Origin of the sequence: Xanthobacter sediminis (assembly GCF_043195015.1) — a bacterium.
Classification (GTDB): Bacteria; Pseudomonadota; Alphaproteobacteria; order Rhizobiales; family Xanthobacteraceae; genus Xanthobacter.
Genome location: NZ_JBAFWH010000002.1, coordinates 169,125 through 192,310, shown reverse-complemented (window position 1 = coordinate 192,310; position 23,186 = coordinate 169,125). Strand labels below are relative to the sequence as shown.

Genomic DNA, 23,186 nt, shown 5'->3' with positions numbered 1-23,186 from the left:
ATGCGCGCCGTCACGCCGCGCTTCCCGCCACGCCCACCACGAAGAGGTCGCTGCGGTCCGCCTCCAGAACCAGCGCCCCGACGTCAGGCACGATGGCTCCACCCGCTTCGAAGGCAATCCCCGCGAGCCCAACCTCGGCGGCGCGAGAGACCGTCGCAGGGCCCAGCGACGGCAGATCAATACGCCGGTCCTGCCCCGGCTTCGGCGCCTTCACCAGCACGCCGCGCCCCGCGGGAAAGCGCAGCCGACCACTGCGCCGCATCTCGCCATAGCGCGCGAGCATCTGGTCCGTGCCCTCCGCCGCTTCCACGGCAGCCACGAGCCCATCCACCACGATGACACCCTGCCCCACGTCGAACGGGCCCAGGGTGCGTATGAGATCGAGGCCGCGCGTGATGTCCTGCCGCGCCTGCGTGCTGGGCGCGCGCGTGCCCAGAACGCCCTCCGGCAGCAGCAGGCGGGGCGCCACCTCGTGAGCGCCGCAGAGCTCGAAGCCTTGCTCGGCCACGAGCCCCAAGACCCCCGAGAGAAGATGATTGTCGCCGCCGCGGAAGAGGCGCGCGATACGCGGCAGGAGACGCAGCATGGTCCAGTCGAGGCCGAGGTCCTGCACCCGAGGGCGTGTGAGGCCGCCCACCATCACCACCTGCCGGATGCCCCGCGCCTTGGCCTTCGCCGTCACCTGCCCCAGCGAGCCGAGACGAAACCAATGGTGCTCGTAGCGTTCGAGCGCAGAATCGGCAAAGCCCCTGATGAGAAAGAAAACCACCTCGCGCCCCTGGGCGCGCACGGCCTCCGCCACTGCGGCAGGAAAGGCGCCGCTGCCCGCCACGATGCCGAGCGGCCCCTGCGCCCGCAGCGGCCCGCCGACGTCATGTTTTTCAACCGACGGCGCCATGGGCAAGGCTCAAGCCTCCCCGCTCACGCCCCGGGAGGGATGGCAGATGGGGCGCTTGCGATCGGCATCAATGAAGGCCACCACGTGAGCTGCAAACTCTGAGGTTTCCACCTTTTCCCGTAAACGGTCCAGCCGGGCGTCAAAGGTCCCTTCCCCGAAGAAGAGCTCCCGATAGACCGCCCGCGCCTCATGGAGCTGCGACTTGGTGAAGCCGCGCCGCTTCATCCCGATGACGTTGAGCCCCACCAGCTTGCCCGCCTGCCCAAGCACGTTGGCAAAGGGGATGACATCCTCCCGCACGCCCGTGAGGCCGGAGATCATGCACTGCGCGCCGATGCGCGTGAACTGATGCACCGCGCACTGGCCGCCAAGGAAGGTGAACTCGCCGACGCTCACATGACCGCCGAGCACGGCATTGTTCGCGAAAATGACGTTGTCGCCCACAGTGCAATCATGGCCCACGTGGGAGCCGGTCATCATCATGACGCGATCACCAATGCGGGTGACGCCGGTTCCTCCCGCCGTGCCGATGTTGGCGGTGGTGTGTTCCCGGAGCAGGCAGTCCGCTCCGACCTCAAGCCGCGTGCGCTCGCCCTTGTAGTGAACCGACTGCGGCGGCGTACCAAAGGACGCGAAGGGGTAGATCTCCGTGCGCGCGCCGATGGTGGTGTCGCCCTGGATGCTGACGTGAGCGTGGAGGCGAACCCCCTCTGCGAGCACGACATGAGGCCCGACGACACAATAGGGGCCGATCACCACATCGTCGGCGAGACCCGCCGTGTTCTCCACACGCGCGGTGGGGTCGATCCTGGGCACGCTCAATTCTCCACGATCATGGCGCCGACCTTGGCCTCCGCCACCAACTCGCCCCGCACCTTCGCCTCACCACGATACCACCACATATTCCGCCGCCGGGTGATGCGCGTCATGTGGTATTCAAGCACGTCGCCAGGCACCACCGGACGCCGAAACTTCGCCTCGTCGATGGTCATGAAATAGACCAGCGCTGGCTTCGCTCTATCTTTTCCCATCACGCAAACCACACCCGCCGTCTGCGCCATGCCCTCGATGATGAGGACACCCGGCATCACCGGGTTGCCGGGGAAGTGCCCTTGGAAATGGGGTTCGTTGGCGCTGACATTCTTGATGCCTACGCATGAGCGGTCGCCATCGATCTGCTCGACGCGGTCCACGAGCAGGAACGGGTACCGATGCGGCAGGCATGACAGCACGCGCTGGATGTCAGCGCTCTGCAGAACCTTCTCCTCCGGCGCGGCTTCCTGCGGCTGCGTCTCGCTCATGCGTCTCATCCTTCCCCATCGTCGTCAGTGGCGCGGCGCGCGGCCAGCTTTTTCAGCGTCGTCACCTCGCGAAACCACTCACGCACCGGCTTCGCAGGCGACCCCCCCCAGCGCACGCCTGGCGGCACGTCGCCCTTCACGTTGCTGGATGCGGCGATCTGCGCTCCGTCGCCAATGGTGATATGCCCGACCACGCCGACCTGGCCACCAAGCATCACGAAATCGCCGAGCCGCGTGGAACCGGAGATGCCGGTCTGAGAAACCACGATGCAGTGCCGGCCGATGACTACATTGTGGGCGATCTGCACGAGGTTATCGATCTTGCTGCCTTCGCCGATCACCGTATCGGAAAGCGCGCCGCGATCGATGGTCGTGTTGGCGCCGATCTCCACATCGTCCTGAATCACCACCCGCCCCAGCTGGGGCACCTTCTGGTGCCCGCGAGGGCTCGGCTGATAACCGAAGCCGTCGGTCCCGATACGCGCGCCGCCATGGATGATCACGTTGTTACCAACAAGCGCATGAATGACGCTCGCCGCCGGTCCCACCGCACTGTTGCGACCGATGCGAACCTTCGGCCCGATCACCGCCCCCGCACAAATGACCGTGCCAGAGCCGATCTCGACCTCCGGCCCCACCACGGCACCCGGATCCACAGTTACCCCCGCCTCCAGCCGCGCTGACGGATGCACCAGCGCCCCCGGCGCAATCCCCTCTTGGCCAAAAATGGGCAGAGGCCGCAGCGCTGAGGGAAACAGGGCGCGCGTCACCATAAGGAAAGCCGCCGCCGGCCGCGCCGCCAAGAGCAAGGGCAGACCAGATGCCGCCGAGGAGGCGAACCGCTCAGCAGTGATGCACGCGCCGGCGCGGGTCGTGCCCATCTTCTCTGCAAACTGCACTGTGTCGCAGAACACGAGATCCTCGGGACCGGCGGTCTCAAGCGTCGCGACACCACGGATCCGCTGCTCTGAGCGCTGCGCATCCCCCGCGCTGGACGGATTGACCAGACGGGCGCCGCTCAGCTCCGCGACGGCCTCCAGAGTCAACGGCTCCGGAAGCGGGAAGAAGGTGGTCTGCGTCATGGCCAAAACACACTCAGGCGCCGGAAAGCCGCAGCTCTCCGGCGCCTGCCTTGAGGAAAGGGATCAGAAGCGGGTGCCGCCGGAGAAGCGGAACTGCTGGATCTGGTCGTAGTCGGCCTTCGACATCGCCCAGGCATAATCGAAGCGCAGGGGACCAAAGGGCGACTGCCAGATCAGCGACGCGCCGATCGAGGAGCGGATCGCATTATCGTCGGCCACACAGACGTTGCCGATGGCGTTCTTCGTCGTGTAGCCCGTGCTCGCGCAATTCACGAGGTTCGGGTTGCCATAGAAGTTCGTACCGTTCCAGTTGTAGACATCCGGGAAGGAGGTCGGACCGTTGTAGTCGTAGACCGAGCCAGCATCCGCGAACACCGCCATCTTCACCCCGATGTCCTTCGGCAGGAAGGCCAACGGGAACTGCACCTCGGCAGACACACCCCAGTAGACCGTGCCACCCAGCGCCGTCGTGTTGTTCTGCAGGCAGTTCACGTAGGACGGCGTACCGGCATTCGAAGCGGCGCAGGGCGCGACGTCACGAGGACCGATACCGGAGGGAGCGAAGCCGCGGACCAGATTCGGGCCCATGAAGAAGTTGTCGGTCATGTTCAGGTCCTGGTTACCCCAGGAGTCCACATAACCAGCCTGACCGCGCAGGATGAGCACCGCATCGCCGTAAGCGAGAGGCGTGTAGTGACGGATGTCGGTAGTGGTGCGGAAGAAGTTCACGTCGCCACCAAGGCCCGCGACATCCTGCTTCAGTTCGGCGTAGAGGCCCTGCGTCGGGTTCTGGTTATTATCCAGACCGTTGAACGACAGGGTGTAGCCCGCCACCGAAGTGATGGTCGACCCCTGCGCCACCGCCTCGCGCACCGCCCACGAGGTGGTGGTCAGGCAGTACTCCTGCAGCGCCAGGGTGTAATACGTCGAGGTATCGCAGACGGAGAGCTCACGCTGATAGAGATTGTAGCGCAGAGCCAGCGTCACCTCGTCCGTAATGGGCAGACCGAAGCGCAGACCACCACCCACCATGTTCGTGGAATAGGTGGTGTAGCTGGTCGGCTGCGTCTCCTTCCAATAAAGGTCGAAGCCAGCGGCGAGGCGGTAGCCAAGGAAGTAGGGCTCAGTGAAGGAGAACTCAGCACCCTGAGCGTTCTGACCCCAGGAACCAGACACCTTCACATACTGGCCGCGGCCGAGGAAGTTCTTCTCGCCCAGCGAGACTTCGCCGATCAGGCCGTCCGAGGTGGAATAGCCGCCGGACACCGCGAACTCACCCGTGGGCTGATCTTCCACATCCACCACGAGGATGATGCGATCAGGGGCCGAACCGGGCTCGTTGGTGATCTTCACATTCTTGAAGTAGCCGAGATTGCGCAGGCGACGCTCGGCGCGATCCACGAGGACGCGATTGTAGGCATCTCCCTCGCCGAGATCGAACTCGCGACGGATCACCCAGTCACGCGTGCGGGTGTTACCGCGAATGTCGATGCGCTCGATGTAGACGCGAGGCCCCTCTTCCACAACGAAGAGAACATTGATCTTCTTCGTCTCGAAATCACGATCACCGCGCGGCCGCACCTGGGCGAAGGCATAGCCCTTCTTGGAGACCTCAATGGTGAGGTTCTCCACAGTCTTCTCGACGAGCTCGGCGTTGTAGACCTGCCCCTCCTGGGCACGCACCACACCACGCAGAGAGTCGCCGGAGATGTCATGGATGTTGGAGACGACATCCACCTTGCCGAACTTGTAGGGCTCGCCCTCGTCCAGCGTGAAGGTGATGATGTAGCCCTTGCCCGCAGGATCGAGCTGCGCCGTCGCGGAAAGGATGCGGAAGTCCGCATAGCCGTTCTTCAGGTAGAAGCGGCGCAGAAGCTCCTGGTCGGAATTCACCCGATCCGGATCGTAGACATCGGTGGACTTCAGGAAGGAAAGCCAGTTGGTCGTGGTCGTGGAGATCACGTCCTTCAGCTTCCAGTCCGAGAAGGCCTTGTTGCCGACGAACTTGATATCCGCGACGCCGAGCTTGTCGCCTTCATTGATCTCGAACACCAGATCCACACGGCCGTTGCCGCGATCGATGGTGACCGGATTAACACGCACATTCATGCGGCCAGAGCGATGATAGACATCGATGATGCGCTGCGTGTCGGCCTGGACAGTCGACTTGGAGAGGGGCGCGCGAGGCTTGGACTGCACCTCGCCGGCCAGAACCTCGTCCTTGATCTTCTTGTTGCCCTCAAAGGCGACCTTGTTGATCACCTCGTTCTCGGACACGCGAACGATGATGCGTCCGCCGGACTGCGTCACCTGCACGTCGGAGAAGAGGCCGGTGCCGTAAAGCGCCTTCCAGGCCTCGTCGATCTTTGCGGCGGTGTAAGGACCGGAGCCGAAGTAGGAGCGGATCGTATCCGCATCCACCCGACGGTTCCCCTCCACCACGATGGAGCTCGACTGGGCCGCGGCCGGCCCTGCCACCACGAGGGAACCGGCACCCGCGGAAACCGCCACGCAGGCGGCGATTCCCACTGCGGCAGCCAGCTTTCTCAACACTCGGAGCGGAGCAGTCATGTGGCGCGCAACCCTGAAAAATTTGACGAACGCAAACCCGCGACGAGGCCGCAGCGGATTCTCACCCTGTGGGGCGCTTGTACAAGCTTTTCACTGCGCTGCAAACCGAGCCCAGCGTTCCGCCCGTCCTTTTTGCCGGTACCGTTGCGTTCCCGCCACGACTCCCGGCGCCCCCACAAACCCCTTACATTGCAGCGATATGCAGAACATCGTTCCAGGTCGCGAAGATCATCAGCATGAGCACCAGCGCAAGCCCGATCCGAAACCCGATGTCCTGCGTGCGCGCGCTCAAAGGCCGACCACGCATCGCCTCAAAAGCGTAGAACAGAAGGTGGCCCCCATCCAACATCGGAATGGGAAAGAGGTTAAGAAGCCCGATCGACACCGACAGCACCGCCGCCAGCGAGAGCAGCGCGCCGATTCCGAAGGTCGCCACCTGGCCCGAGACCTGGGCGATACGGATCGGCCCGCCAAGCTGGTCCGCCGATTCCCGCCCGGCGATGAGCCCGCCGAGGTAATCGAAGGTGCGGGCCACCACGAACCAGGTCTCCTGAACGCCCATGCCCACCGCCTCCAGCGGGCCGTAGCGATGGATGGTCACGTCGCCTTCCGCAAGGGAGCGCGAGATGCCCAGCAGGCCGGTGCGGTGGACGTTGCCGAATCCGTCCTTCACTTCCTTCAGCTCGGGCGTGGCCTTCAGGCTCACCTCGGCGCCGCCGCGCTCCACCCGGAAGGTGAGGGCCTGCCCGGCGTGGATACCGACGATGCGCTGCATGTCGGCGAAGCTCTCCACCTTGTCGCCGTCGATCTCCAGCACGAGGTCGCCAGGCTTGAAGCCGGCCGCCTCGGCGGCGCTGCCGGGGCTCACCTGGTCCACGCGCGGCGCCGAGACCGGACGGCCGAACGCCATGAAGACGAAGGAAAAGATGACGATTGCCAGGATGAAATTGGCGACCGGGCCGGCGGCCACGATGGCCGCGCGCCAGCGTACCGGCTGGAAGAAGAAGCTCTCCTTGCGCTCGGCCGGCGTCATGCGCGCGAGCGCCTGCTGGTCCGGCACGGACGCCGCGTCCTCGTCGCCATAGAATTTCACGTAGCCGCCCAGCGGGATGGCGGACAGGCGCCAGCGCGTGCCGTGCCGGTCATTGAAGCCGGCGATTTCGGGACCGAAGCCCAGCGAGAAGGTGAGAATGCGCACACCCGCCCGCCGCGCCACCCAGAAGTGACCGAGCTCGTGGAAGAACACCACCAGCGTCAGCACGAACAGGAATGGTATGACGTAGCCCAGCAGGGATGAGCCGAAACCGGTGAGTGTCGTCCCCAAAGCCGAAACCGCGTCCATCGTCCATTGTCCTCGCACGCTGCGGAAGGCGCAGCCGCACTGCGCGCTTCATGCTCTTAGGATGCCTTTGCGGCGAACTTAGGCAAGAGTCCCGCGCTGAGGCGTCGCGCCTCGGCATCGAGCGCCAGAGCCTCCTCCGCGGAAGCTGGAGCCCCGGCCCCGCCCAGCCGCTCCAGCGTCTCCGCCACGAGATCGGTCAGGCCGTAGAAGGAAATGCGCCCCTCAAGGAAGGCGGCGACCGCCACCTCGTTGGCGGCATTGAGGCGGGTGGGCGCCGCCCCGCCCGCCGCCATGGCCTCGCGCGCGAGGCGCAGCGCCGGAAAGCGCCCCTCGTCCGGCGCCTCGAAGGTAAGGCGCCCGGCCTTGACCAGATCGAGCCGCCGGCTGGTGGTCACGAACCGCTCGGGATAGCTGAGGCAATGGGCGATGGGCACGCACATGTCCGGCACCGCGAGCCCCGCCACCACCGAGCCGTCCACGAACGACACGAGCCCGTGCACCACCGATTCGGGATGCACCACCGCGTCGAGCCGCTCGGGCGGCAAGGCGAACAGGTGGTGCGCCTCGATCAGCTCCAGGCCCTTGTTCATCAGGGTCGCCGAATCGATGGTGATCTTGGCGCCCATGGACCAATTGGGGTGCTTCAGCGCATCGGCGGGGGCCGCGCGGGCGATCTCCTCGCGGCTGCGTAGGCGGAAAGGGCCGCCCGAAGCGGTAATGGTCACCTTCTCCACCGCCTTCGCGGGCGCGGCGGAAAGGGCCTGGAAAATGGCGTTGTGCTCGCTGTCCATGGGCAGCAGCTCGGTGCCCTGTCGCGCCGCCTCCGCCATAAAGAAGGCGCCGGCCGCCACCAGGCATTCCTTGTTGGCGAGGGCCATCCGCCGCCCGGCGCCCAGCGCGGCCACCGATGGCGCGAGCCCGGCCACGCCGACGATGGCGCTCACCACGAGGTCGCTCTCGCGCTCGGCAGCCTCCAGCACTGCCGAAGGACCGGCGCCGTTAGCGATACCGCTGCCGGAGAGCGCCTCGGCCAGCGCCCGCCCGGCGGAAGGGTCCGCGATGGCCGCGAAGCGGGCGCCCAGCGCGCGCGCCACCTCCGCCAGCGCCCTGGCATCGCGCCCTCCAGCCACGGCCTCCACCTGGAAACGACCGGGCGTGTCGGCGAGAACCTTGGCCACGCTGCGGCCGATGGAGCCGGTGGCGCCCAGAAGCGTCAGGCGTTGGCAGGAGAGGTCCGATCGGTGTTCCATGGGTCCCTTCCTACCACATCAGGAGGGCCGCGGCGGGGCTTACACCACCGTGCAGCGCGGCCAGCAGCAGAGCCGCAAGAGAAGCCGCCGCGAACCCGTCAAGCCGGTCAAGGATGCCGCCGTGGCCGGGAATGAGGCGGCTCGCATCCTTCACGCCGCAGCGCCGCTTCACCGCCGATTCAGCGAGATCACCGCCCTGGCTCAGGATGCTGAGCGCCAGCGCGATGAGGCCCACCGGCCAGAGGTTTCCGATTCCACCGACGGCCGCCACCGCCACGCCCGCGAGGATGCCCGCGCCCGCGCCGCCGAGGGCGCCCGACCATGTCTTGTTGGGCGACACGCGCGGCCACAGCTTCGCCCCCCCCAGGGCACGGCCGACGAAATAGGCGAAAATGTCCGTGGCCCACACCACCGCATAGATATAGAGCACCGCCAGCAGGCCCAGCGCCCCGTCCCCCCGCAGCGCCACGATGGGCAGCGCCGCAGCGCCCGCCACCAGCACCCCCGAGAGGCTCCACGCGCTCTGGCGCGGCACCGCCAGCGCCGCCACTGCCGCTCCCCCAAGAACGAGGCTGAAGGCATAGGAACCGTGGCCGAGCAGCACCAGGGCGCCCGCACCCGCCAGCACCAGCGCGCCGATCGCGAGCCAGGGGGTGCGATGGGAAAGCCGCGCCATGGCGGACCACTCGTGGAGGATGGCGAGCCCGGCCAGCACCCACATGGCGGCGAAAAGCCAGCCACCCAGGACCGTGACCCCCAGGACCACCGGCACCAGCACCAGCGCGGAGACCGAGCGCAGCTTCAGATCGCTCGCGCGGGACGTTCCGGCCGCCTTTTGCGCCGGATTTTCAGCCGGCGGGGCCGGTTCAGACACTGGCATCAGCGCGCCGGAGCGGGCGCCACACCGCCGAAGCGGCGCTCGCGCCGCGCATATTCGTTGACGGCGGACAGAAGCGCGGCCTTGTCGAAATCGGGCCAGTAGATGGGCAGGAACACGAATTCCGCATAAGCCGCCTGCCACAGCAGGAAATTCGAAAGCCGCTGCTCCCCGGAGGTGCGCACGATGAGGTCGGGATCGGGAATGCCCACGGTCTCCAGCCGTTCGGAGATCATCTCGACGCTCACGTCCTCGGGCCTGATGCGCCCTGCGGCGGCATCGGCGGCAATAGAGGCAGCGGCAGCGGCAATCTCCTGCCGCGCGCCATAGTTGAAGGCCACCACCAGCGTGAGCCCCCCGTTGGCGCGGGTCAGCGCCTCCGCGTCGTCGAGCAGGGCGCGGATATCCTTGGAGAGGCCTGTCCGCTCGCCGATCACCCGCACCCGCACGTTCTGGGCGTGCAGATCGGCGAGGTCGTGGCGGATGAAGAACTTCAGGAGCCGCATCAGCTCCGACACCTCGGACACCGGCCGCGACCAGTTCTCGTGGGAGAAGCTGTAGATGGTGAGGTAGCGGATGCCGATGTCCTGCGCCGCACGCACGCACCGCCGCAGGGCTTCCACGCCCCGTCGATGCCCCTCGATGCGCGGCAGCTTGCGCGAGGTGGCCCAGCGCCCGTTGCCGTCCATGATGATGCCCACGTGCACGGGCACCACCGCCGGCACCTCTTCGGCACCGGTGGCATCGCGCGCGGCGGCGCGCATGGACATGGCTTGCTCAGGGCTCAAGGGCGTGGGCTCCTTCCCGCGCGGCTCAGACCGAAAGGATTTCCTTTTCCTTGTGGGCCACCACCTGATCCACCTCGACGATGGCCTCATCGGTGGCCTTCTGGACGTCCTTGGAGAGCCGCTCCAGGTCATCGGAGCTCATCTCGGCGTCCTTTTCCAGCTTCTTGAGCTGGTCCATGCCGTCGCGCCGCACATGACGCACGGAGACGCGGGCAGCCTCGGCATATTTGTGGGCGACCTTCACCAGCTCCTGGCGGCGCTCCTGGTTCAGCTCCGGAATGCGCAGCCGCAGCACCTGGCCCTCGGTGTTCGGGTTCAGGCCGAGGTTGCTGTTCTGGATGGCTTTTTCGACCGCGCTCACCATCCCGCGGTCCCACACCTGCACCTGGAGCAGGCGCGCCTCGGGCACGGAGACGGTGGCCACCTGGTTCAGTGGCATGCGCGCGCCGTAGGCCTCCACCATGATCGGCTCCACGAGGCTGGCGGACGCGCGACCGGTGCGCAGGCCCCCGAGCTCGTCCTTGAGCACGCCGATGGCGCCCTGCATGCGGCGCTTGATGTCGGCCAGATCGAAGGAAGCGGTGGTCATGGCAATCCTCTGTGCTGTCGCGTCTCGGCTCTTGCGGCCGAACCTTTTAGCCTGTCGCCCCGCCGAGGGCGACGGCGAAATGAACAAATCTGTGTGCCAGCGTCAGTGCCTGCCCGCCGCGTGGCTTCGGCGACCGGAGCGCCGGACGATGAAACCACCGAAAACCCAACCCGCCATCTTCCGACAGGGCAGCAGCGCCCCCCTCCCGAATTCCGCGACCCGGACCAAGCACGACGCCGCACCGGACTGAAGCCCGGTGCGGCGTGCGCTAGATTAGTGAACGAACGCGTTCCGTAGCCGAAGACGCCAAAATGCCGCGTCTTCGGCCTCAGGGCGCCACCACGGTGACCCGGCCGGAGCCCGTCGCCGCCTGGGCGATGGCCCCCGGCTCACGGATGGAGAAGACGATGATGGGCAACGCCGCCTCGCGGGCGAGAGCGAACGCCGCGGCATCCATCACCTTCAGGTCGTAGGCGAGCGCCTGATCGTGGGTGAGCCGCTCGTAGCGGGTGGCCGAAGGATCCTTCTTGGGGTCGGCGGTGTAGACGCCGTCCACGTTGGTGGCCTTCAGCACCGCGTCGCAGTCGAGCTCGGCGGCACGCAGCACCGCGCCCGTGTCTGTGGTGAAATAAGGATTTCCGGTCCCGCCGGTGAGCAGCACAATGCGGCCGCGCCGCAGGTGCCGCAGGGCCGGCTGCCGGGCATAGGGCTCGCACACGGTGGGCATGGGCACCGCCGAGAGGGTGCGGGCGGGCGCCCCCGCCTTCTCGATAGCCTGCTCCAGGGCGAGACCGTTCATGACGGTGGCCAGCATGCCCATGTGGTCGGCCGTGGCGCGGTCGAGATCCTCGCCGGCCACCCGTGCGCCGCGCAGGATATTGCCGCCCCCGACCACCACCGCCACCTCGCAGCCGAGCGCGCGCGCGGCCACGAGATCGCGGGCGATGGCCGCGACGGTCGGCGGATGCAGGCCGAACGGCTCCGACCCCATCAGCGCCTCCCCCGACACCTTCACCAGGATGCGGGGATAGGGAAGCCCCGGCGCCGCGAACGGGCGCCGGGGCTCGGGAACATCCGAATCGTCGAACGACATGGGGACGCCCCTTCCCCGTTCGCTCAGGACTGGCCGGCGGCGGCGGCCACCTCGGCCGCGAAGTCGGTCTCTTCCTTCTCGATGCCCTCGCCGAGAGCGAAGCGCACGAAGGCGATGAGATTGATCGGCGCGCCGACCTGGCCCTCGGCCTCCTTCAGCACCTGGGCCACCGACTTGGAGCCGTCATGCACGAAGGCCTGGTCGAGGAGGGTGTTCTCCTTGAAGAAGCTCTTCATGCCGCTTTCGGCGATCTTGTCCTGCACGTTGGCGGGCTTGCCCTGGTGCTTCTCGAGCAGGATGGCCTTCTCGCGGGCGATGGTCTCCTCCGGGATGCCGGAGGCGTTGAGCGCCAGCGGGTTCAGCGCCGCCACGTGCATGGCGATCTGGCGGCCGAGGGTGGTGAGCTTCTCCACGTCACCTTCGGATTCCAGCGCCACCAGCACGCCGATGCGGCCCTGCCCCTCGGACACCTGACCGTGGACATAGGTCGCCACCACGCCGGCCGAGACCTCGATCTTGGCGGTGCGGCGCAGGGTCATGTTCTCGCCGATGGTGGCGATGAGAGCGGTGAGCTTGTCGGCCACCGTCACGTCCGAGCCGGGGAACTTGGCGTTCGCCACGGCATCAAGGGTGCCGTTGGTGTTGAGGGCGACCTTGGCGGTCTCACGCACGAAGGCCTGGAAGTCGGTGTTGCGGGCGACGAAGTCGGTCTCCGCGTTGACCTCGACGGCGGCGGCGAAGCGGCCGGAGGATTCCACGGCGACGAGACCCTCGGCGGCCACGCGGCCGGCCTTCTTGGCGGCCTTGGCGAGACCCTTCTTGCGGAGCCAGTCCACGGCGGCCTCGACGTCGCCGCTCGTCTCGGTGAGCGCGGACTTGCAGTCCATCATGCCTGCGCCGGTCTTTTCGCGCAGTTCCTTGACGAGCCCGGCGGTGATCGCAGCCATGTTCAATCCCTTCTTCTCGCACCACGGCCGGCCACGGTTGTCCCGAGCCGGCCGCCGGGGACGCCCCGCGCCCCCGATTACTCTTGATTCGTTTTCAGCCTCGCGACGAGATCACGCTCTCGCGCAGATCACTCGGCCTCGGCGGAAAGTTCCTTGGCCTGGGCGATCCAGCCATCCACGCGGCCCGGAAGGCCCACCTCGTCGCCGATGCGGTCGGCGTCGATCTGGTCGAGGCCGGCGATCTGCGAGAAATGGAACACGCCCAGCTCGTTCAGCTTCTGCTCGATCTCAGGCGAGATGCCCGTGAGCTTCTTCAGGTCGTCGGCGACGCCGCGCGGACCGGAAAGGGGCTCGAAGGTCATCCACACGCCTTCAGCGGGCAGATCCTCGGGCAGCGGAACTTCCTCGGCACCCATGTCGATGCCCAGGTCGCCCTGGCTGCGGCCGATGCCGTCGATGGCGGCGCGGGCGACGAGATCGCAATAGAGCTGGATGGCACGGCCGGCGTCGTCATTGCCCGGCACCGGGAAGGCGATGCCGTCGGGATCGCAATTGGTGTCGAGGATAGCCGCCACCGGGATGCCGAGGCGCTGGGCCTCCTTCACCGCGATGTCTTCCTTGTTCGTGTCGATCACGAACAGCAGGTCCGGCAGGCCACCCATGTCGCGGATGCCGCCCAGGGCCTTCTCCAGCTTGTCCTTCTCGCGCGACAGCGTGAGACGCTCCTTCTTGGTGTAGCCGGAGGAAGCCTCCGGGGCCGAGAGGGTCTCCTCCAGCTTCTTCAGCCGGGCGATGGAGTTGGAGATGGTCTTCCAGTTGGTGAGCATGCCGCCGAGCCAGCGGTGGTTCACGTAATACTGGGCCGAGCGGCGGGCGGCGTCGGCCACCTGGTCGGCCGCCTGGCGCTTGGTGCCGACGAACAGCACGCGGCCGCCCTGGGCCACGGTGTCGGACACAGCCTGCAGCGCGCGATGCAGCGCCGGCACGGTCTGCGACAGGTCTACGATGTGGATGTTGTTGCGAACGCCGAAGATGTACGGAGCCATCTTGGGGTTCCAGCGGTGGGACTGATGGCCGAAATGCACACCAGCCTCGAGCAGCTGACGCATCGAGTAATCGGGAAGAGCCATTTTTATCTCCGGTTGAACCTCCGCGGACGTACCCTCGAACCCGACAGGGAAAGAGAGCACCGGATGGCCAGAGGCCTTTTGTCCGCGTGTGGGATGGCGGGCCATATACGCGAAGGGCCCACCGGAAGCAAGGCCCGCAATGCACGACGACGGGGGACAAGGCGAAGCCACATGACCGACCCTAAACCGGCCGCGACCCAGTCTCGATATAAAGTAATTTATTCGATCTATTTACTATAATATGGTGCCTTAGGCGGTCGCCGCCAATGTGCGGAAGAGGCGTGCCGCAAAGTGGAGGTGCCTTCATGACCACCGTCGCATCACCGTCCAAGTCCTTTCACTGGAACCGTCTTCTGCCGTCCTTCGGGGTCCAGGTCATCCTGGGGCTGCTGCTGGGCCTCGCGCTCGGACTGCTCGCGCGGGCCATCGGCAGCACCCCGGAACAAGGGCTGAACTGGCTGGCGACCACGCTCCAGACCATCGGCTCCATCTTCGTCCAGCTGCTGCGCGCTCTGGTGCCCGCGCTGGTGTTCACCGCCATCGTCGCCTCCATCGCCAACCTCCGGCGCCTGTCGAATGCCGCCGCCCTGGTGTGGAACACGCTGCTGTGGTTCGCCATCACGGCGCTGATCGCCGTGGTCATCGGCATCGCCCTCGGCCTCATCATCAAGCCTGGACTGCATACGGCGGTCACGGCGGCGGCCGAATCGGCACCACGCAGCTCCGGCGCATGGCTGGACTTCCTCAGGGGCCTCGTTCCCGCCAACGTGTTCGCCCTGGAGGCCTCCACCCGGATCAGCGGCGGCCAGGCCACGACGACGCTCAATTTCAATGTGCTGCAGCTCGTGGTCGTCTCCATCGTCGTCGGCGCCGCCGCCCTCAGCGTGGGCGAAAAGGGCGCTGCCTTCCTCGCCTTCAACGAATCGGCCCTGGCGGTGGTGCGGCGCGTGCTGTGGTGGGTGATCCGGCTGACGCCGCTCGGAACGGTGGGCCTGTTCGGCACCGCCGTCGCCCAGTATGGCTGGGAGGCCCTGGGGCAACTGGGCTGGTTCGCCGCCGCGGTCTACATCGGCCTCGCCCTGGTGCTGTTCGGGGTCTATCCGGCGCTGCTCGCGCTCCACGGGCTCAACCCGCTGCGCTTCTTCGCCGGCGCATGGCCCGCCATTCAGCTCGCCTTCGTCTCGCGCTCCTCGGTGGGCACCATGCCGGTGACCGAAGCGGTGACCGAGAACGAGCTCGGCGTGCCCAGAGCCTATGCCGCCTTCGCCGTGCCGCTGGGCGCCACCACCAAGATGGACGGCTGCGCCGCCATCTATCCGGCCATCTCCGCCATCTTCGTGGCCGAGTTTTATCACCTGCCGCTCGAGACCAGCGATTATCTGCTCATCGTCCTGGTGTCGGTGCTGGGCTCGGCGGCCACCGCCGGCATGACCGGCGCGGTGGTGATGCTGACGCTCACCCTTTCCACCCTCGGCCTGCCGCTGCAGGGCGCAGGCCTGCTCCTGGCCATCGACCCCATCCTGGACATGGGCCGCACCGCCGTGAACGTGGCCGGGCAGGCGCTGGTGCCCACCATCGTCGCCAAGCGCCAGGGCATCCTCGACGAGGCCGCCTATAATTCCAAGGCGCGCATCGAGCGGCTGGAAGGCACGGCGGGGGTATCCGGCACCGCATGAGCAACGCGCGCGCGGCCGGAAGGGGCCGTGCCGCCCCTCGTCGCGCGCCGCCTATCCCACCGATCAGAGGAGCGGCATCAGGCGGCCTCCACCGCCACCACGCCGGGAATCGCCTTGATGGCGCCGGCGATCTGCGGCGAGACGGCATATTTTCCGTCGAGCCGCACCTCCACCTCGGCCCGCCCGTCCTCCATCAGCAGCACGAGGCTCACCTCGCCGTCGCGCTTGGCCTGCCCCACGCCCGCCTCCAGGCGCTTGGCGATGCCGTCGAGGGGATCGGGCGAGCGCACGAAGATGCGCAGCGCTTTGTGGGCGCGGGAGGCGACCTCGTCCAGCCGCTCGCAGGAATTGATGCGCACGCGCACATCCTCTCCATTCAACTCGGCGGCCACCATCATAAGGACCGGCGTGCCCGGCTCCAGCAGGTCGCGATAGTGGGCAAGCGCCTCCGAGAACATGACCGCCTCATAGGTGCCGGAGGGGTCCGAAAGCCCGACGATCCCCATGCGGGTGCCGGACTTGGTCTTCTTTTCCTGCTTTGACACTACGGTGGCGGCGAGCCGGCCCGCCGCCGCGCCGGCGCGCACCGATCGCGAGAACTCCGCGAAGGTCTGCACCCGCATCTTCTTCAGCGCCTCGGCATAGTCGTCGAGCGGGTGGCCGGTGAGGAAGAAGCCCACCGCGTCATATTCCTTCTGCAGCCGCTCCGCCGGCAGCCAGGGAGCGGCCTCCGGGATGGGGAGCTTGGCCGCCACCGGGCCGGAGCCGAACATGTCGTTCTGGCCGGACTGGGCGTCCGCCTCCACCCGCTGCGCCTCGGCGACGATGGCCTCGAGCGCCGCGAAGGCGCGGGCGCGGTTGGGTTCCAGCGCGTCGAAGCAGCCGGCCGCCATCAGGCTTTCCAGCGTGCGCTTGTTCACCATCTTCACCGGCAGGCGAGTGGCGAAATCGGCGAGGCTCTTGAAGGGCTTGTTCCCGCGCGCATCGACCAGTGCGTCCACCGCCGCCCCGCCCACCCCCTTGATGGCGGCCATGGCATAGATGATGTCGCCACTCTCCACCGCGAACTCGCGGAACGAACGGTTGACGGAGGGCGGCACCACCTTGATGCCCAGGCGCTGGGCCTCCTGGCGGAATTCGGCCAGCTTGTCGGTGTTGCCCATGTCCATGGTCATGGAGGCGGCCAGGAACTCGTTGGGATAGTTCGCCTTCAGCCACGCCGTCTGGTAGGCGACGAGCGCATAGGCCGCCGCGTGGGACTTGTTGAATCCGTAGTCCGCGAACTTGGCCAGAACGTCGAAGATCTGGTCCGCCATCGCCTTTTCCACGCCGCCGGCCATGGCGCCATCGACGAAGCGGGCGCGCTGCTTGTCCATCTCGGCGCGGATCTTCTTGCCCATGGCGCGGCGCAGAAGATCGGCTTCGCCCAGCGAATAGCCCGAGAGGGCCTGGGCGATCTGCATCACCTGTTCCTGGTAGATGATGACGCCGAACGTCTCCTTCAGGTAGGGCTCCAGCTTGGGGTGGATATAGTCCGGCTGGGCGCGGCCGTGCTTACAGTCGCAATAGACGGGGATGTTGGCCATGGGGCCCGGCCGGTAGAGGGCCACCAGCGCCACGATATCCTCGATGCGGTCGGCCTTCATGTCCACCAGGGCGCGGCGCATGCCCGCGCTTTCAACCTGGAACACGCCCACCGTCTCGCCCTTGGCCAGCATGGCGTAGGTCTTCGGGTCGTCGAGCGGAATCTTGGAGATGTCGAGGTCGATGCCGCGCCGGTGGACGAGCTTCACCGCCTTGTCGATGGTGGTCAGCGTCTTCAGGCCGAGGAAGTCGAACTTCACGAGGCCCGCCTGCTCCACCCACTTCATGTTGTATTGGGTGACCGGCATGTCGGACTTCGGGTCTCGGTAGAGCGGCACCAGCTCGTGCAGCTTGCGATCCCCGATCACGATGCCCGCCGCGTGGGTGGAGGCGTGGCGGTTCAGCCCCTCCAGCTTCACGGCGATGTCGAAGGCGCGCTTCACCACCTCTTCCTGGTCGCGCGCGGCCTGCAGGCGCGGCTCCTCCTCGATGGCCTGCTTCAGCGTGACCGGATTGGCGGGGTTCTGCGGCACCAGCTTACAGAGCTTGTCCACCTGCCCATAGGGCATCTCCAGCACGCGCCCCACGTCGCGCAGCACGCCGCGCGCCTGCAGGGTGCCGAAGGTGATGATTTGCGCCACCTGGGCGCGGCCGTAGCGCTCCTGCACATAGTGAATCACCTCGTCGCGGCGCTCCTGGCAGAAGTCCACGTCGAAGTCGGGCATGGAGACGCGTTCGGGATTCAGGAAGCGTTCGAACAGCAGGTGGAAGCGCAGCGGGTCCAGGTCGGTAATCTGCAGCGAATAGGCCACCAGCGAGCCGGCGCCCGAGCCGCGCCCCGGCCCCACCGGAATGCCGTGGGCCTTGGCCCACTTGATGAAGTCCGACACGATGAGGAAGTAGCCGGGGAACTTCATGCGGTTGATGATGGAGAGCTCGTAGGCGAGCCGCTGCTCATAGGCGGGCACATCCAGCCCCTCGGCCGGCCCGTGCTTGGCAAGGCGCTGGGCGAGGCCCTCCCTGGCCTGCCGCTCCAGCTCGGCGGCCTCCGCGGCTTCGGCGTCCATCCCCGCTTCTGTCTCGTCGGCGGTGGTGAAGCGGGGCAGGATGGGCTTCACCGTGCGCACCCGGTAGGCGCAGCGCCGGGCGATCTCGATGGTGTTGGCGGTCGCCTCGGGCAGGTCGGCGAACAGCTCCAGCATTTCCGCCTGGGTCTTGAAGCGGTGCTCGGGCGTCAGCCGGCGGCGGTCGCCATCGGCGACGATCTTGCTTTCGGCGATGGCGATGAGGGCGTCGTGGGCCTCGTAGTCCGACTGGGCGGCGAAGAAGGGCTCGTTGGCCGCCACCAGCGGGATGCCCCGGTCATAGGCGAAATCCACGAGCGCCGGCTCGGCGAGGCGCTCGGCATCGGCACCGTGGCGCTGCAGCTCGATGTAGAGCCGGTCCCCGAACAGGCCGAGCAGCTTCTCCAGCCGGTCGGCGGCGAAATCCGCGTGGCCGGAGGCGAGCGCCATGTCCAGCGGACCAGCGGGCCCGCCGGTGAGGGCAATGAGCCCGCCCGACGATTCGGCCAGCCAGTCGAGCTGGATGCGCGGCTCCTCGTCGCTCGGCGTCTCCAGGTACGAGCGCGAGACGAGGCGCATGAGGTTGCGCCAGCCCTCTTCCTTCTGCGCCAGCAGCACGATTCGCGGCTTGCGGGCGCGGATGACGCCGCGCGGCCCCGGCGGCTCCGGCACCTCCAGCGCCAGGGAGACGCCGGGAATGGGCTGGATGCCCGCGCCCGCCATCTTCTCGGAAAACTCCAGCGCACCGAAGAGGTTGCCGGTATCCGTCAGGGCCACGGCGGGCTGCGCGTCACCCTTCAGGAAATCCGCCAGCTTGCCGATGGTCAGCGCCCCCTCCAGCAGCGAATAGGCCGAATGGACGTGCAGGTGGACGAAGCCGAGCTCGGACATGGAAACGCATTCTCTCGGGGGGAGGCTTTTGGGGTGCCAGAAGACACCCGCCGGCGGGGCATGGTCAACGCCCGCCGGGGCGTGATGCCCGCCCGCGGCGTGCCTCTGCGCCGTTCGCAAGGAAAATTGATCAACTGTGGCGAAAACTCGCCATCACCCGCGCCCACGGTGCCGACGACCCGGGGCAACTCACCTTAATACCGCCTGACATCCAACCCTCGCCCCCAATCGTCTTTGGACAGCAAGCGCACCGTGTGATAAGCGCAGGGACCCGTCCGGATGGGGCTCTTCTCGTCAGACACCTCCCCTCCGATTGGTCCACAGTACCCCGACATCACCGGAGACCTGCCATGGCCTCGCAGGACGCGAACCCCGCCTCCATTCTGGAGGAAAAGAACCGCTTCTTCACCGCCTCTCTCGCCGAGACCGATCCCGAGATCGCCGGCGCGGTGGACGCGGAGCTGGGTCGCCAGCGCGATGAGATCGAGCTTATCGCGTCCGAGAACATCGTTTCGCGCGCCGTGCTGGAAGCCCAGGGCTCCGTGCTCACCAACAAGTATGCCGAAGGCTATCCCGGCAAGCGCTACTATGGCGGCTGCCAGTTCGTGGATGTAGCCGAGAACCTCGCCATCGAGCGCGCCAAGAAGCTGTTCGGCTGCGCCTTCGCCAACGTGCAGCCCAACTCGGGCAGCCAGGCGAACCAGGGCGTGTTCTTCGCCACCATGCAGCCGGGCGACACATTCCTCGGCCTGAATCTGGCGGCGGGTGGCCACCTGACCCACGGCTCACCGGTCAACATGTCCGGCAAGTGGTTCAAGGCCGTGCCCTACACTGTGCGGCAGGAAGACCAGTATATCGACTACGAGGAAGTCGCCCGCCTCGCCGACCAGCACAAGCCCAAGGTCATCGTGGCCGGCGGCTCGGCCTATCCGCGCGTCATCGACTTCCCGAAGATGCGCGAGATCGCCGACAGCGTCGGCGCGCTCCTGATGGTGGACATGGCCCATTTCGCGGGCCTGGTGGCGGGCGGCGCGCACCCGAGCCCGTTCCCCCATGCCCATGTGGTGACCACCACCACCCACAAGACCCTGCGCGGCCCGCGCGGCGGCATGATCCTGACCAATGACGAGGATCTGGCCAAGAAGATCAACTCGGCCATTTTCCCGGGCATCCAGGGCGGCCCGCTGATGCACGTCATCGCCGCCAAGGCCGTGGCCTTCGGCGAGGCGCTGCGCCCCGAGTTCAAGCTCTACGCCAGGAACGTGGTGGAGAACGCGAAAGCGCTGGCCGAGACCCTCAAGAGCCACGGCTTCGCCATCGTCTCCGGCGGCACCGACACCCACCTGATGCTGGTGGACCTGCGGCCGAAGAAGCTGACCGGCAAGGTCTCCGAGATTGCGCTGGGCCGCGCCCACATCACCTGCAACAAGAACGGCATCCCGTTCGACCCCGAGAAGCCGTTCGTGACCTCCGGCGTGCGCCTCGGCACCCCGGCGGGCACCACCCGCGGCTTCGGCGTGGCGGAGTTCCAGCAGATCGGCGACCTCATCGCCGAGGTGCTGGGCGTTCTCTCCCAGAAGGGGACCGACGAGGACTCGCTGGTGGAAGCGGCGGTGCGCGAGAAGGTCTCGACCCTGCTGAAGCGCTTCCCCATCTATCCCTGAGCGTTGAGCGCCGGAGGCGGATCTTAGATGCGGTGCCCCTATTGCGGGAGCCTGGACACCCAGGTGAAGGACTCCCGTCCCACCGAGGACAACACCGCCATCCGCCGCCGGCGCATCTGCCCTGATTGCGGCGGGCGCTTCACCACCTTCGAGCGCGTGCAACTGCGCGAGCTCATGATCGTGAAGCGCTCCGGCCGCCGGGTGCCCTTCGACCGCGACAAGCTCGCCCGCTCGGTCCAGATCGCGCTGCGCAAGCGGCCGGTGGACGCCGAACGGGTGGAGCGCATGATCACCGGCGTGGTGCGCCAGCTCGAAAGCATGGGCGACGGCGACATCCCCTCCGGCACCATTGGCGAGCTGGTGATGGCCGGCCTGAAGCAGATCGACGACGTGGCCTATGTGCGCTTCGCCTCGGTCTACCGCGACTTCCGCGAGGCCAAGGATTTCGAATCGGCGCTGGCCGAGCTTTCCGGCGACGGCGATCCTTCCTCCCTCGACATGGACGTGGCGGAAGCGGCAGCCGGCCGCGACACGCCGGAGCGCCTGGAAGGCAAGGCGGGCGCCCGTGCGCCGCGCAGCGTGGATTGATCGTATAAAATGGCGCCAGCGTCCCCGGTTCCCGTTCATGTCGCCTCCCCCGAGGAGGACGAGCACTTCATGGCCCAGGCGCTGGCCGTGGGGCAGACAGGGCTCGGCCGCACCTGGCCCAACCCTTCCGTGGGCGCGGTGGTGGTGCAGCATGGCCCGGCGGGCCCGCGCGTGGTGGGCGCCGCCGCGACCGCCGCCGCCGGTCGCCCCCATGCCGAGCCCCAGGCCCTGGCCCAGGCGGGCGAGGCGGCCCGCGGCTCCACCCTTTATGTCACGCTGGAGCCCTGCTCCCACCACGGCCGCACGCCGCCCTGCGCCGATGCGGTCATCACCGCCGGCGTCAAGCGCGTGGTGGCGGCCATCGAAGACCCCGACCACCGGGTGAAGGGGCGCGGCGTCGCGCGCCTGCGCGCGGCCGGCATCTGGGTGACGGTCGGAGTGGGCGCCGAACAGGCGCTGGCCGACCACGCCGGCCACATCCGCCGTGTCACTGCGGGCCGGCCCCACATCCTGCTCAAGATGGCTGTCTCGGCCGATGGCAAGGCCGCCCTGCCCGGCCCGCGCCCGGCCGTCATCACCGGCCCGGAGGCACGGGCGCGGGCGCACCTCATGCGCGCCCATGCGGACGCGATCCTCGTGGGCATCGGCACCGTGCTCGCCGACGACCCCATGCTGACCACGCGCCTGGAAGGCTTCGAGGGTCGCTCTCCGGTGCGCGTGGTGCTCGACAGCGCCCTCTCCTTGCCGCTCGACTCCGCTCTGGTTCGCACCGCCTGCGAGGTGCCGCTGTGGGTGGTCACCGCCGAGGACGCCCCGGCCGACCGCGCCGCCGCCCTCGCCGAGCGCGGCGTGGAGGTGCTGCGCGCGCCGCGCGGCGGCCCGGAGGACCGGCTCTACCTGCCCGCCGTGGCGAAGCTGCTCGGCATGCTCGGCGTCACCCGCCTGATGGTGGAGGGCGGCCCCGCCACCGCCGCCGCTTTCCTCGACAGCGGGCTGGTGGACGAGGTGGCGCTGTTCACGAGCCCCGTGGCGCTGGGCGCCGACGCCGTGCCCGCCCTGCCGGGCCGTCCGCTCCAGCGCCTGTTCGCGCCGGTCGGCTTCGCCGAGGTGGAGCACGAGGACCTCGGGGCGGATCATCTCTTGCGCTTGTGGAGACGCTGAATGTTCACCGGCATCATCACCGACGTGGGCGACATCGTCGCGGCGGAGCCCCGCGGCGAGGTCAAGACCCTCACCATCGCCACCGATTTCGACGCCGCCACCATCGCCCTCGGCGCCTCCATCGCCTGCTCGGGCGTGTGCATGACGGTCACCTCGGCCACCGCCGGTGGCCCGCGCAAGACCCTCTTCACCGTGGACGCCGGGCCGGAGACGCTCGCCATCACCACGGTCGCCGAATGGCAGCCGCGCCGCCGCATCAACCTGGAGCGCTCACTCAAGCTCGGCGACGAGCTGGGCGGCCACATGGTCTCCGGCCATGTGGATTCCACCGCCAAGGTGCTGAAGCGCGAGGATCTCGGCGCCACCACCCGGTTTGAGTTCGAGGTGCCGGAGGCGCTCGCGCGCTTCGTGGCGGTGAAGGGCTCGGTGGCACTGGACGGCACCTCCCTCACGGTAAACACCGTGGAGGGCCGGGCCTTCTCCTGCCTGCTCATTCCCCACACGCTGGCGGTCACCACCTGGGGCGGCGTGCGCCCCGGCGAGGCGGTGAACTTCGAGGTGGACGTGATGGCGCGTTACGCCGCCCGGCTCGCGGAATTCCCCCGCGCCTGAGTCCCCGCCGGGGGCCGAGCGGCCTATATTCAAGAAGTTGGGGTGTGGTCTGCGCCAGGGGCGCAGGCCCCACGCTTG

General features: G+C 67.6%; 19 protein-coding genes. 5 read left to right on the top strand and 14 right to left on the bottom strand.

The window, feature by feature from the left end:
• Nucleotides 1-10 precede the first annotated feature (10 nt).
• From V5F61_RS02860 to V5F61_RS02800, 13 genes are all read right to left on the bottom strand, one after another.
• Nucleotides 11-898, bottom strand: coding sequence for an LpxI family protein (locus tag V5F61_RS02860; RefSeq protein ID WP_393987252.1), 888 nt, complete (start codon nt 896-898; stop codon nt 11-13).
• A gap of 9 nt (nt 899-907) precedes the next feature.
• A complete protein-coding gene (gene lpxA / locus V5F61_RS02855; RefSeq protein ID WP_393987251.1) occupies nt 908-1,714 on the bottom strand; it encodes an acyl-ACP--UDP-N-acetylglucosamine O-acyltransferase in 807 nt (268 codons plus the stop codon).
• A 2-nt stretch (nt 1,715-1,716) separates the two neighbouring features.
• Nucleotides 1,717-2,199, bottom strand: coding sequence for a 3-hydroxyacyl-ACP dehydratase FabZ (gene fabZ, locus V5F61_RS02850; RefSeq protein WP_393987250.1), 483 nt, complete (start codon nt 2,197-2,199; stop codon nt 1,717-1,719).
• 5 nt (nt 2,200-2,204) lie between these two features.
• Complete coding sequence (lpxD, locus tag V5F61_RS02845; RefSeq protein ID WP_393987249.1) at nt 2,205-3,281, bottom strand: UDP-3-O-(3-hydroxymyristoyl)glucosamine N-acyltransferase; 1,077 nt, start codon at nt 3,279-3,281, stop codon at nt 2,205-2,207.
• 63 nt (nt 3,282-3,344) lie between these two features.
• On the bottom strand, nt 3,345-5,852 hold the full coding sequence (gene bamA, locus V5F61_RS02840) for an outer membrane protein assembly factor BamA (RefSeq protein WP_393987248.1): 2,508 nt from the start codon (nt 5,850-5,852) through the stop codon (nt 3,345-3,347).
• A gap of 184 nt (nt 5,853-6,036) precedes the next feature.
• Nucleotides 6,037-7,194 carry an RIP metalloprotease RseP gene (gene rseP / locus V5F61_RS02835; protein ID WP_393987247.1) on the bottom strand — a complete coding sequence of 386 codons (1,158 nt, stop codon included), beginning with the start codon at nt 7,192-7,194 and terminating at the stop codon, nt 6,037-6,039.
• A gap of 56 nt (nt 7,195-7,250) precedes the next feature.
• Nucleotides 7,251-8,444: a 1-deoxy-D-xylulose-5-phosphate reductoisomerase gene (gene dxr / locus V5F61_RS02830; RefSeq protein WP_393987246.1), complete on the bottom strand. Its 1,194-nt coding sequence runs from the start codon at nt 8,442-8,444 to the stop codon at nt 7,251-7,253.
• 10 nt (nt 8,445-8,454) lie between these two features.
• Complete coding sequence (locus tag V5F61_RS02825) at nt 8,455-9,324, bottom strand: phosphatidate cytidylyltransferase (protein ID WP_393987245.1); 870 nt, start codon at nt 9,322-9,324, stop codon at nt 8,455-8,457.
• Nucleotides 9,324-10,091: an isoprenyl transferase gene (locus V5F61_RS02820; protein ID WP_393987452.1), complete on the bottom strand. Its 768-nt coding sequence runs from the start codon at nt 10,089-10,091 to the stop codon at nt 9,324-9,326. The genes V5F61_RS02825 and V5F61_RS02820 overlap by 1 nt, the downstream gene beginning before the upstream one ends.
• A 43-nt stretch (nt 10,092-10,134) precedes the next feature.
• A complete protein-coding gene (frr, locus tag V5F61_RS02815; protein WP_393987244.1) occupies nt 10,135-10,698 on the bottom strand; it encodes a ribosome recycling factor in 564 nt (187 codons plus the stop codon).
• A 328-nt stretch (nt 10,699-11,026) separates the two neighbouring features.
• Entirely contained in the window at nt 11,027-11,791 is a 765-nt protein-coding gene (pyrH, locus tag V5F61_RS02810; protein WP_393987243.1) for a UMP kinase, read from the bottom strand.
• Between the two features lie 23 nt (nt 11,792-11,814).
• Entirely contained in the window at nt 11,815-12,738 is a 924-nt protein-coding gene (gene tsf, locus V5F61_RS02805) for a translation elongation factor Ts (RefSeq protein WP_393987242.1), read from the bottom strand.
• 128 nt (nt 12,739-12,866) lie between these two features.
• The gene (locus tag V5F61_RS02800) at nt 12,867-13,868 is read right to left on the bottom strand and encodes a 30S ribosomal protein S2 (protein WP_393987241.1); all 1,002 of its coding nucleotides are present in this window, start codon (nt 13,866-13,868) and stop codon (nt 12,867-12,869) included.
• Nucleotides 13,869-14,173: 305 nt separating this feature from the next.
• On the opposite strand from V5F61_RS02800, the gene V5F61_RS02795 reads away from it, so the two are divergent.
• A complete protein-coding gene (locus V5F61_RS02795; protein WP_393987240.1) occupies nt 14,174-15,544 on the top strand; it encodes a dicarboxylate/amino acid:cation symporter in 1,371 nt (456 codons plus the stop codon).
• Nucleotides 15,545-15,621: 77 nt separating this feature from the next.
• Here V5F61_RS02795 and dnaE read toward each other — a convergent pair whose 3' ends face one another.
• Complete coding sequence (gene dnaE, locus V5F61_RS02790; protein ID WP_393987239.1) at nt 15,622-19,083, bottom strand: DNA polymerase III subunit alpha; 3,462 nt, start codon at nt 19,081-19,083, stop codon at nt 15,622-15,624.
• 350 nt (nt 19,084-19,433) lie between these two features.
• Here dnaE and glyA point away from each other — a divergent pair, with 350 nt between their 5' ends.
• From glyA to V5F61_RS02770, 4 genes are read left to right on the top strand one after another with little or no spacing between them, the layout of a single operon-like run.
• A complete protein-coding gene (glyA, locus tag V5F61_RS02785) occupies nt 19,434-20,747 on the top strand; it encodes a serine hydroxymethyltransferase (RefSeq protein WP_393987238.1) in 1,314 nt (437 codons plus the stop codon).
• Nucleotides 20,748-20,774: 27 nt separating this feature from the next.
• Nucleotides 20,775-21,335, top strand: a complete 561-nt coding sequence (gene nrdR, locus V5F61_RS02780) for a transcriptional regulator NrdR (protein ID WP_393987237.1) — start codon at nt 20,775-20,777, stop codon at nt 21,333-21,335.
• Between the two features lie 9 nt (nt 21,336-21,344).
• On the top strand, nt 21,345-22,496 hold the full coding sequence (gene ribD / locus V5F61_RS02775; RefSeq protein WP_393987236.1) for a bifunctional diaminohydroxyphosphoribosylaminopyrimidine deaminase/5-amino-6-(5-phosphoribosylamino)uracil reductase RibD: 1,152 nt from the start codon (nt 21,345-21,347) through the stop codon (nt 22,494-22,496).
• Entirely contained in the window at nt 22,497-23,108 is a 612-nt protein-coding gene (locus tag V5F61_RS02770; protein ID WP_393987235.1) for a riboflavin synthase, read from the top strand. It abuts the gene before it with no gap.
• Nucleotides 23,109-23,186: the final 78 nt, after the last annotated feature.

Coding starts and splice junctions, on each gene's coding strand:
- V5F61_RS02860 (WP_393987252.1), bottom strand. CDS start 898: ATGGCGCCGTCGGTTGAAAAACATGACGTCGGCGGGCCGCTGCGGGCG.
- fabZ (WP_393987250.1), bottom strand. CDS start 2,199: ATGAGCGAGACGCAGCCGCAGGAAGCCGCGCCGGAGGAGAAGGTTCTG.
- lpxD (WP_393987249.1), bottom strand. CDS start 3,281: ATGACGCAGACCACCTTCTTCCCGCTTCCGGAGCCGTTGACTCTGGAG.
- bamA (WP_393987248.1), bottom strand. CDS start 5,852: ATGACTGCTCCGCTCCGAGTGTTGAGAAAGCTGGCTGCCGCAGTGGGA.
- rseP (WP_393987247.1), bottom strand. CDS start 7,194: ATGGACGCGGTTTCGGCTTTGGGGACGACACTCACCGGTTTCGGCTCA.
- dxr (WP_393987246.1), bottom strand. CDS start 8,444: ATGGAACACCGATCGGACCTCTCCTGCCAACGCCTGACGCTTCTGGGC.
- V5F61_RS02825 (WP_393987245.1), bottom strand. CDS start 9,324: ATGCCAGTGTCTGAACCGGCCCCGCCGGCTGAAAATCCGGCGCAAAAG.
- V5F61_RS02820 (WP_393987452.1), bottom strand. CDS start 10,091: ATGTCCATGCGCGCCGCCGCGCGCGATGCCACCGGTGCCGAAGAGGTG.
- frr (WP_393987244.1), bottom strand. CDS start 10,698: ATGACCACCGCTTCCTTCGATCTGGCCGACATCAAGCGCCGCATGCAG.
- pyrH (WP_393987243.1), bottom strand. CDS start 11,791: ATGTCGTTCGACGATTCGGATGTTCCCGAGCCCCGGCGCCCGTTCGCG.
- tsf (WP_393987242.1), bottom strand. CDS start 12,738: ATGGCTGCGATCACCGCCGGGCTCGTCAAGGAACTGCGCGAAAAGACC.
- V5F61_RS02800 (WP_393987241.1), bottom strand. CDS start 13,868: ATGGCTCTTCCCGATTACTCGATGCGTCAGCTGCTCGAGGCTGGTGTG.
- V5F61_RS02795 (WP_393987240.1), top strand. CDS start 14,174: ATGACCACCGTCGCATCACCGTCCAAGTCCTTTCACTGGAACCGTCTT.
- dnaE (WP_393987239.1), bottom strand. CDS start 19,083: ATGTCCGAGCTCGGCTTCGTCCACCTGCACGTCCATTCGGCCTATTCG.
- glyA (WP_393987238.1), top strand. CDS start 19,434: ATGGCCTCGCAGGACGCGAACCCCGCCTCCATTCTGGAGGAAAAGAAC.
- nrdR (WP_393987237.1), top strand. CDS start 20,775: ATGCGGTGCCCCTATTGCGGGAGCCTGGACACCCAGGTGAAGGACTCC.
- ribD (WP_393987236.1), top strand. CDS start 21,345: ATGGCGCCAGCGTCCCCGGTTCCCGTTCATGTCGCCTCCCCCGAGGAG.
- V5F61_RS02770 (WP_393987235.1), top strand. CDS start 22,497: ATGTTCACCGGCATCATCACCGACGTGGGCGACATCGTCGCGGCGGAG.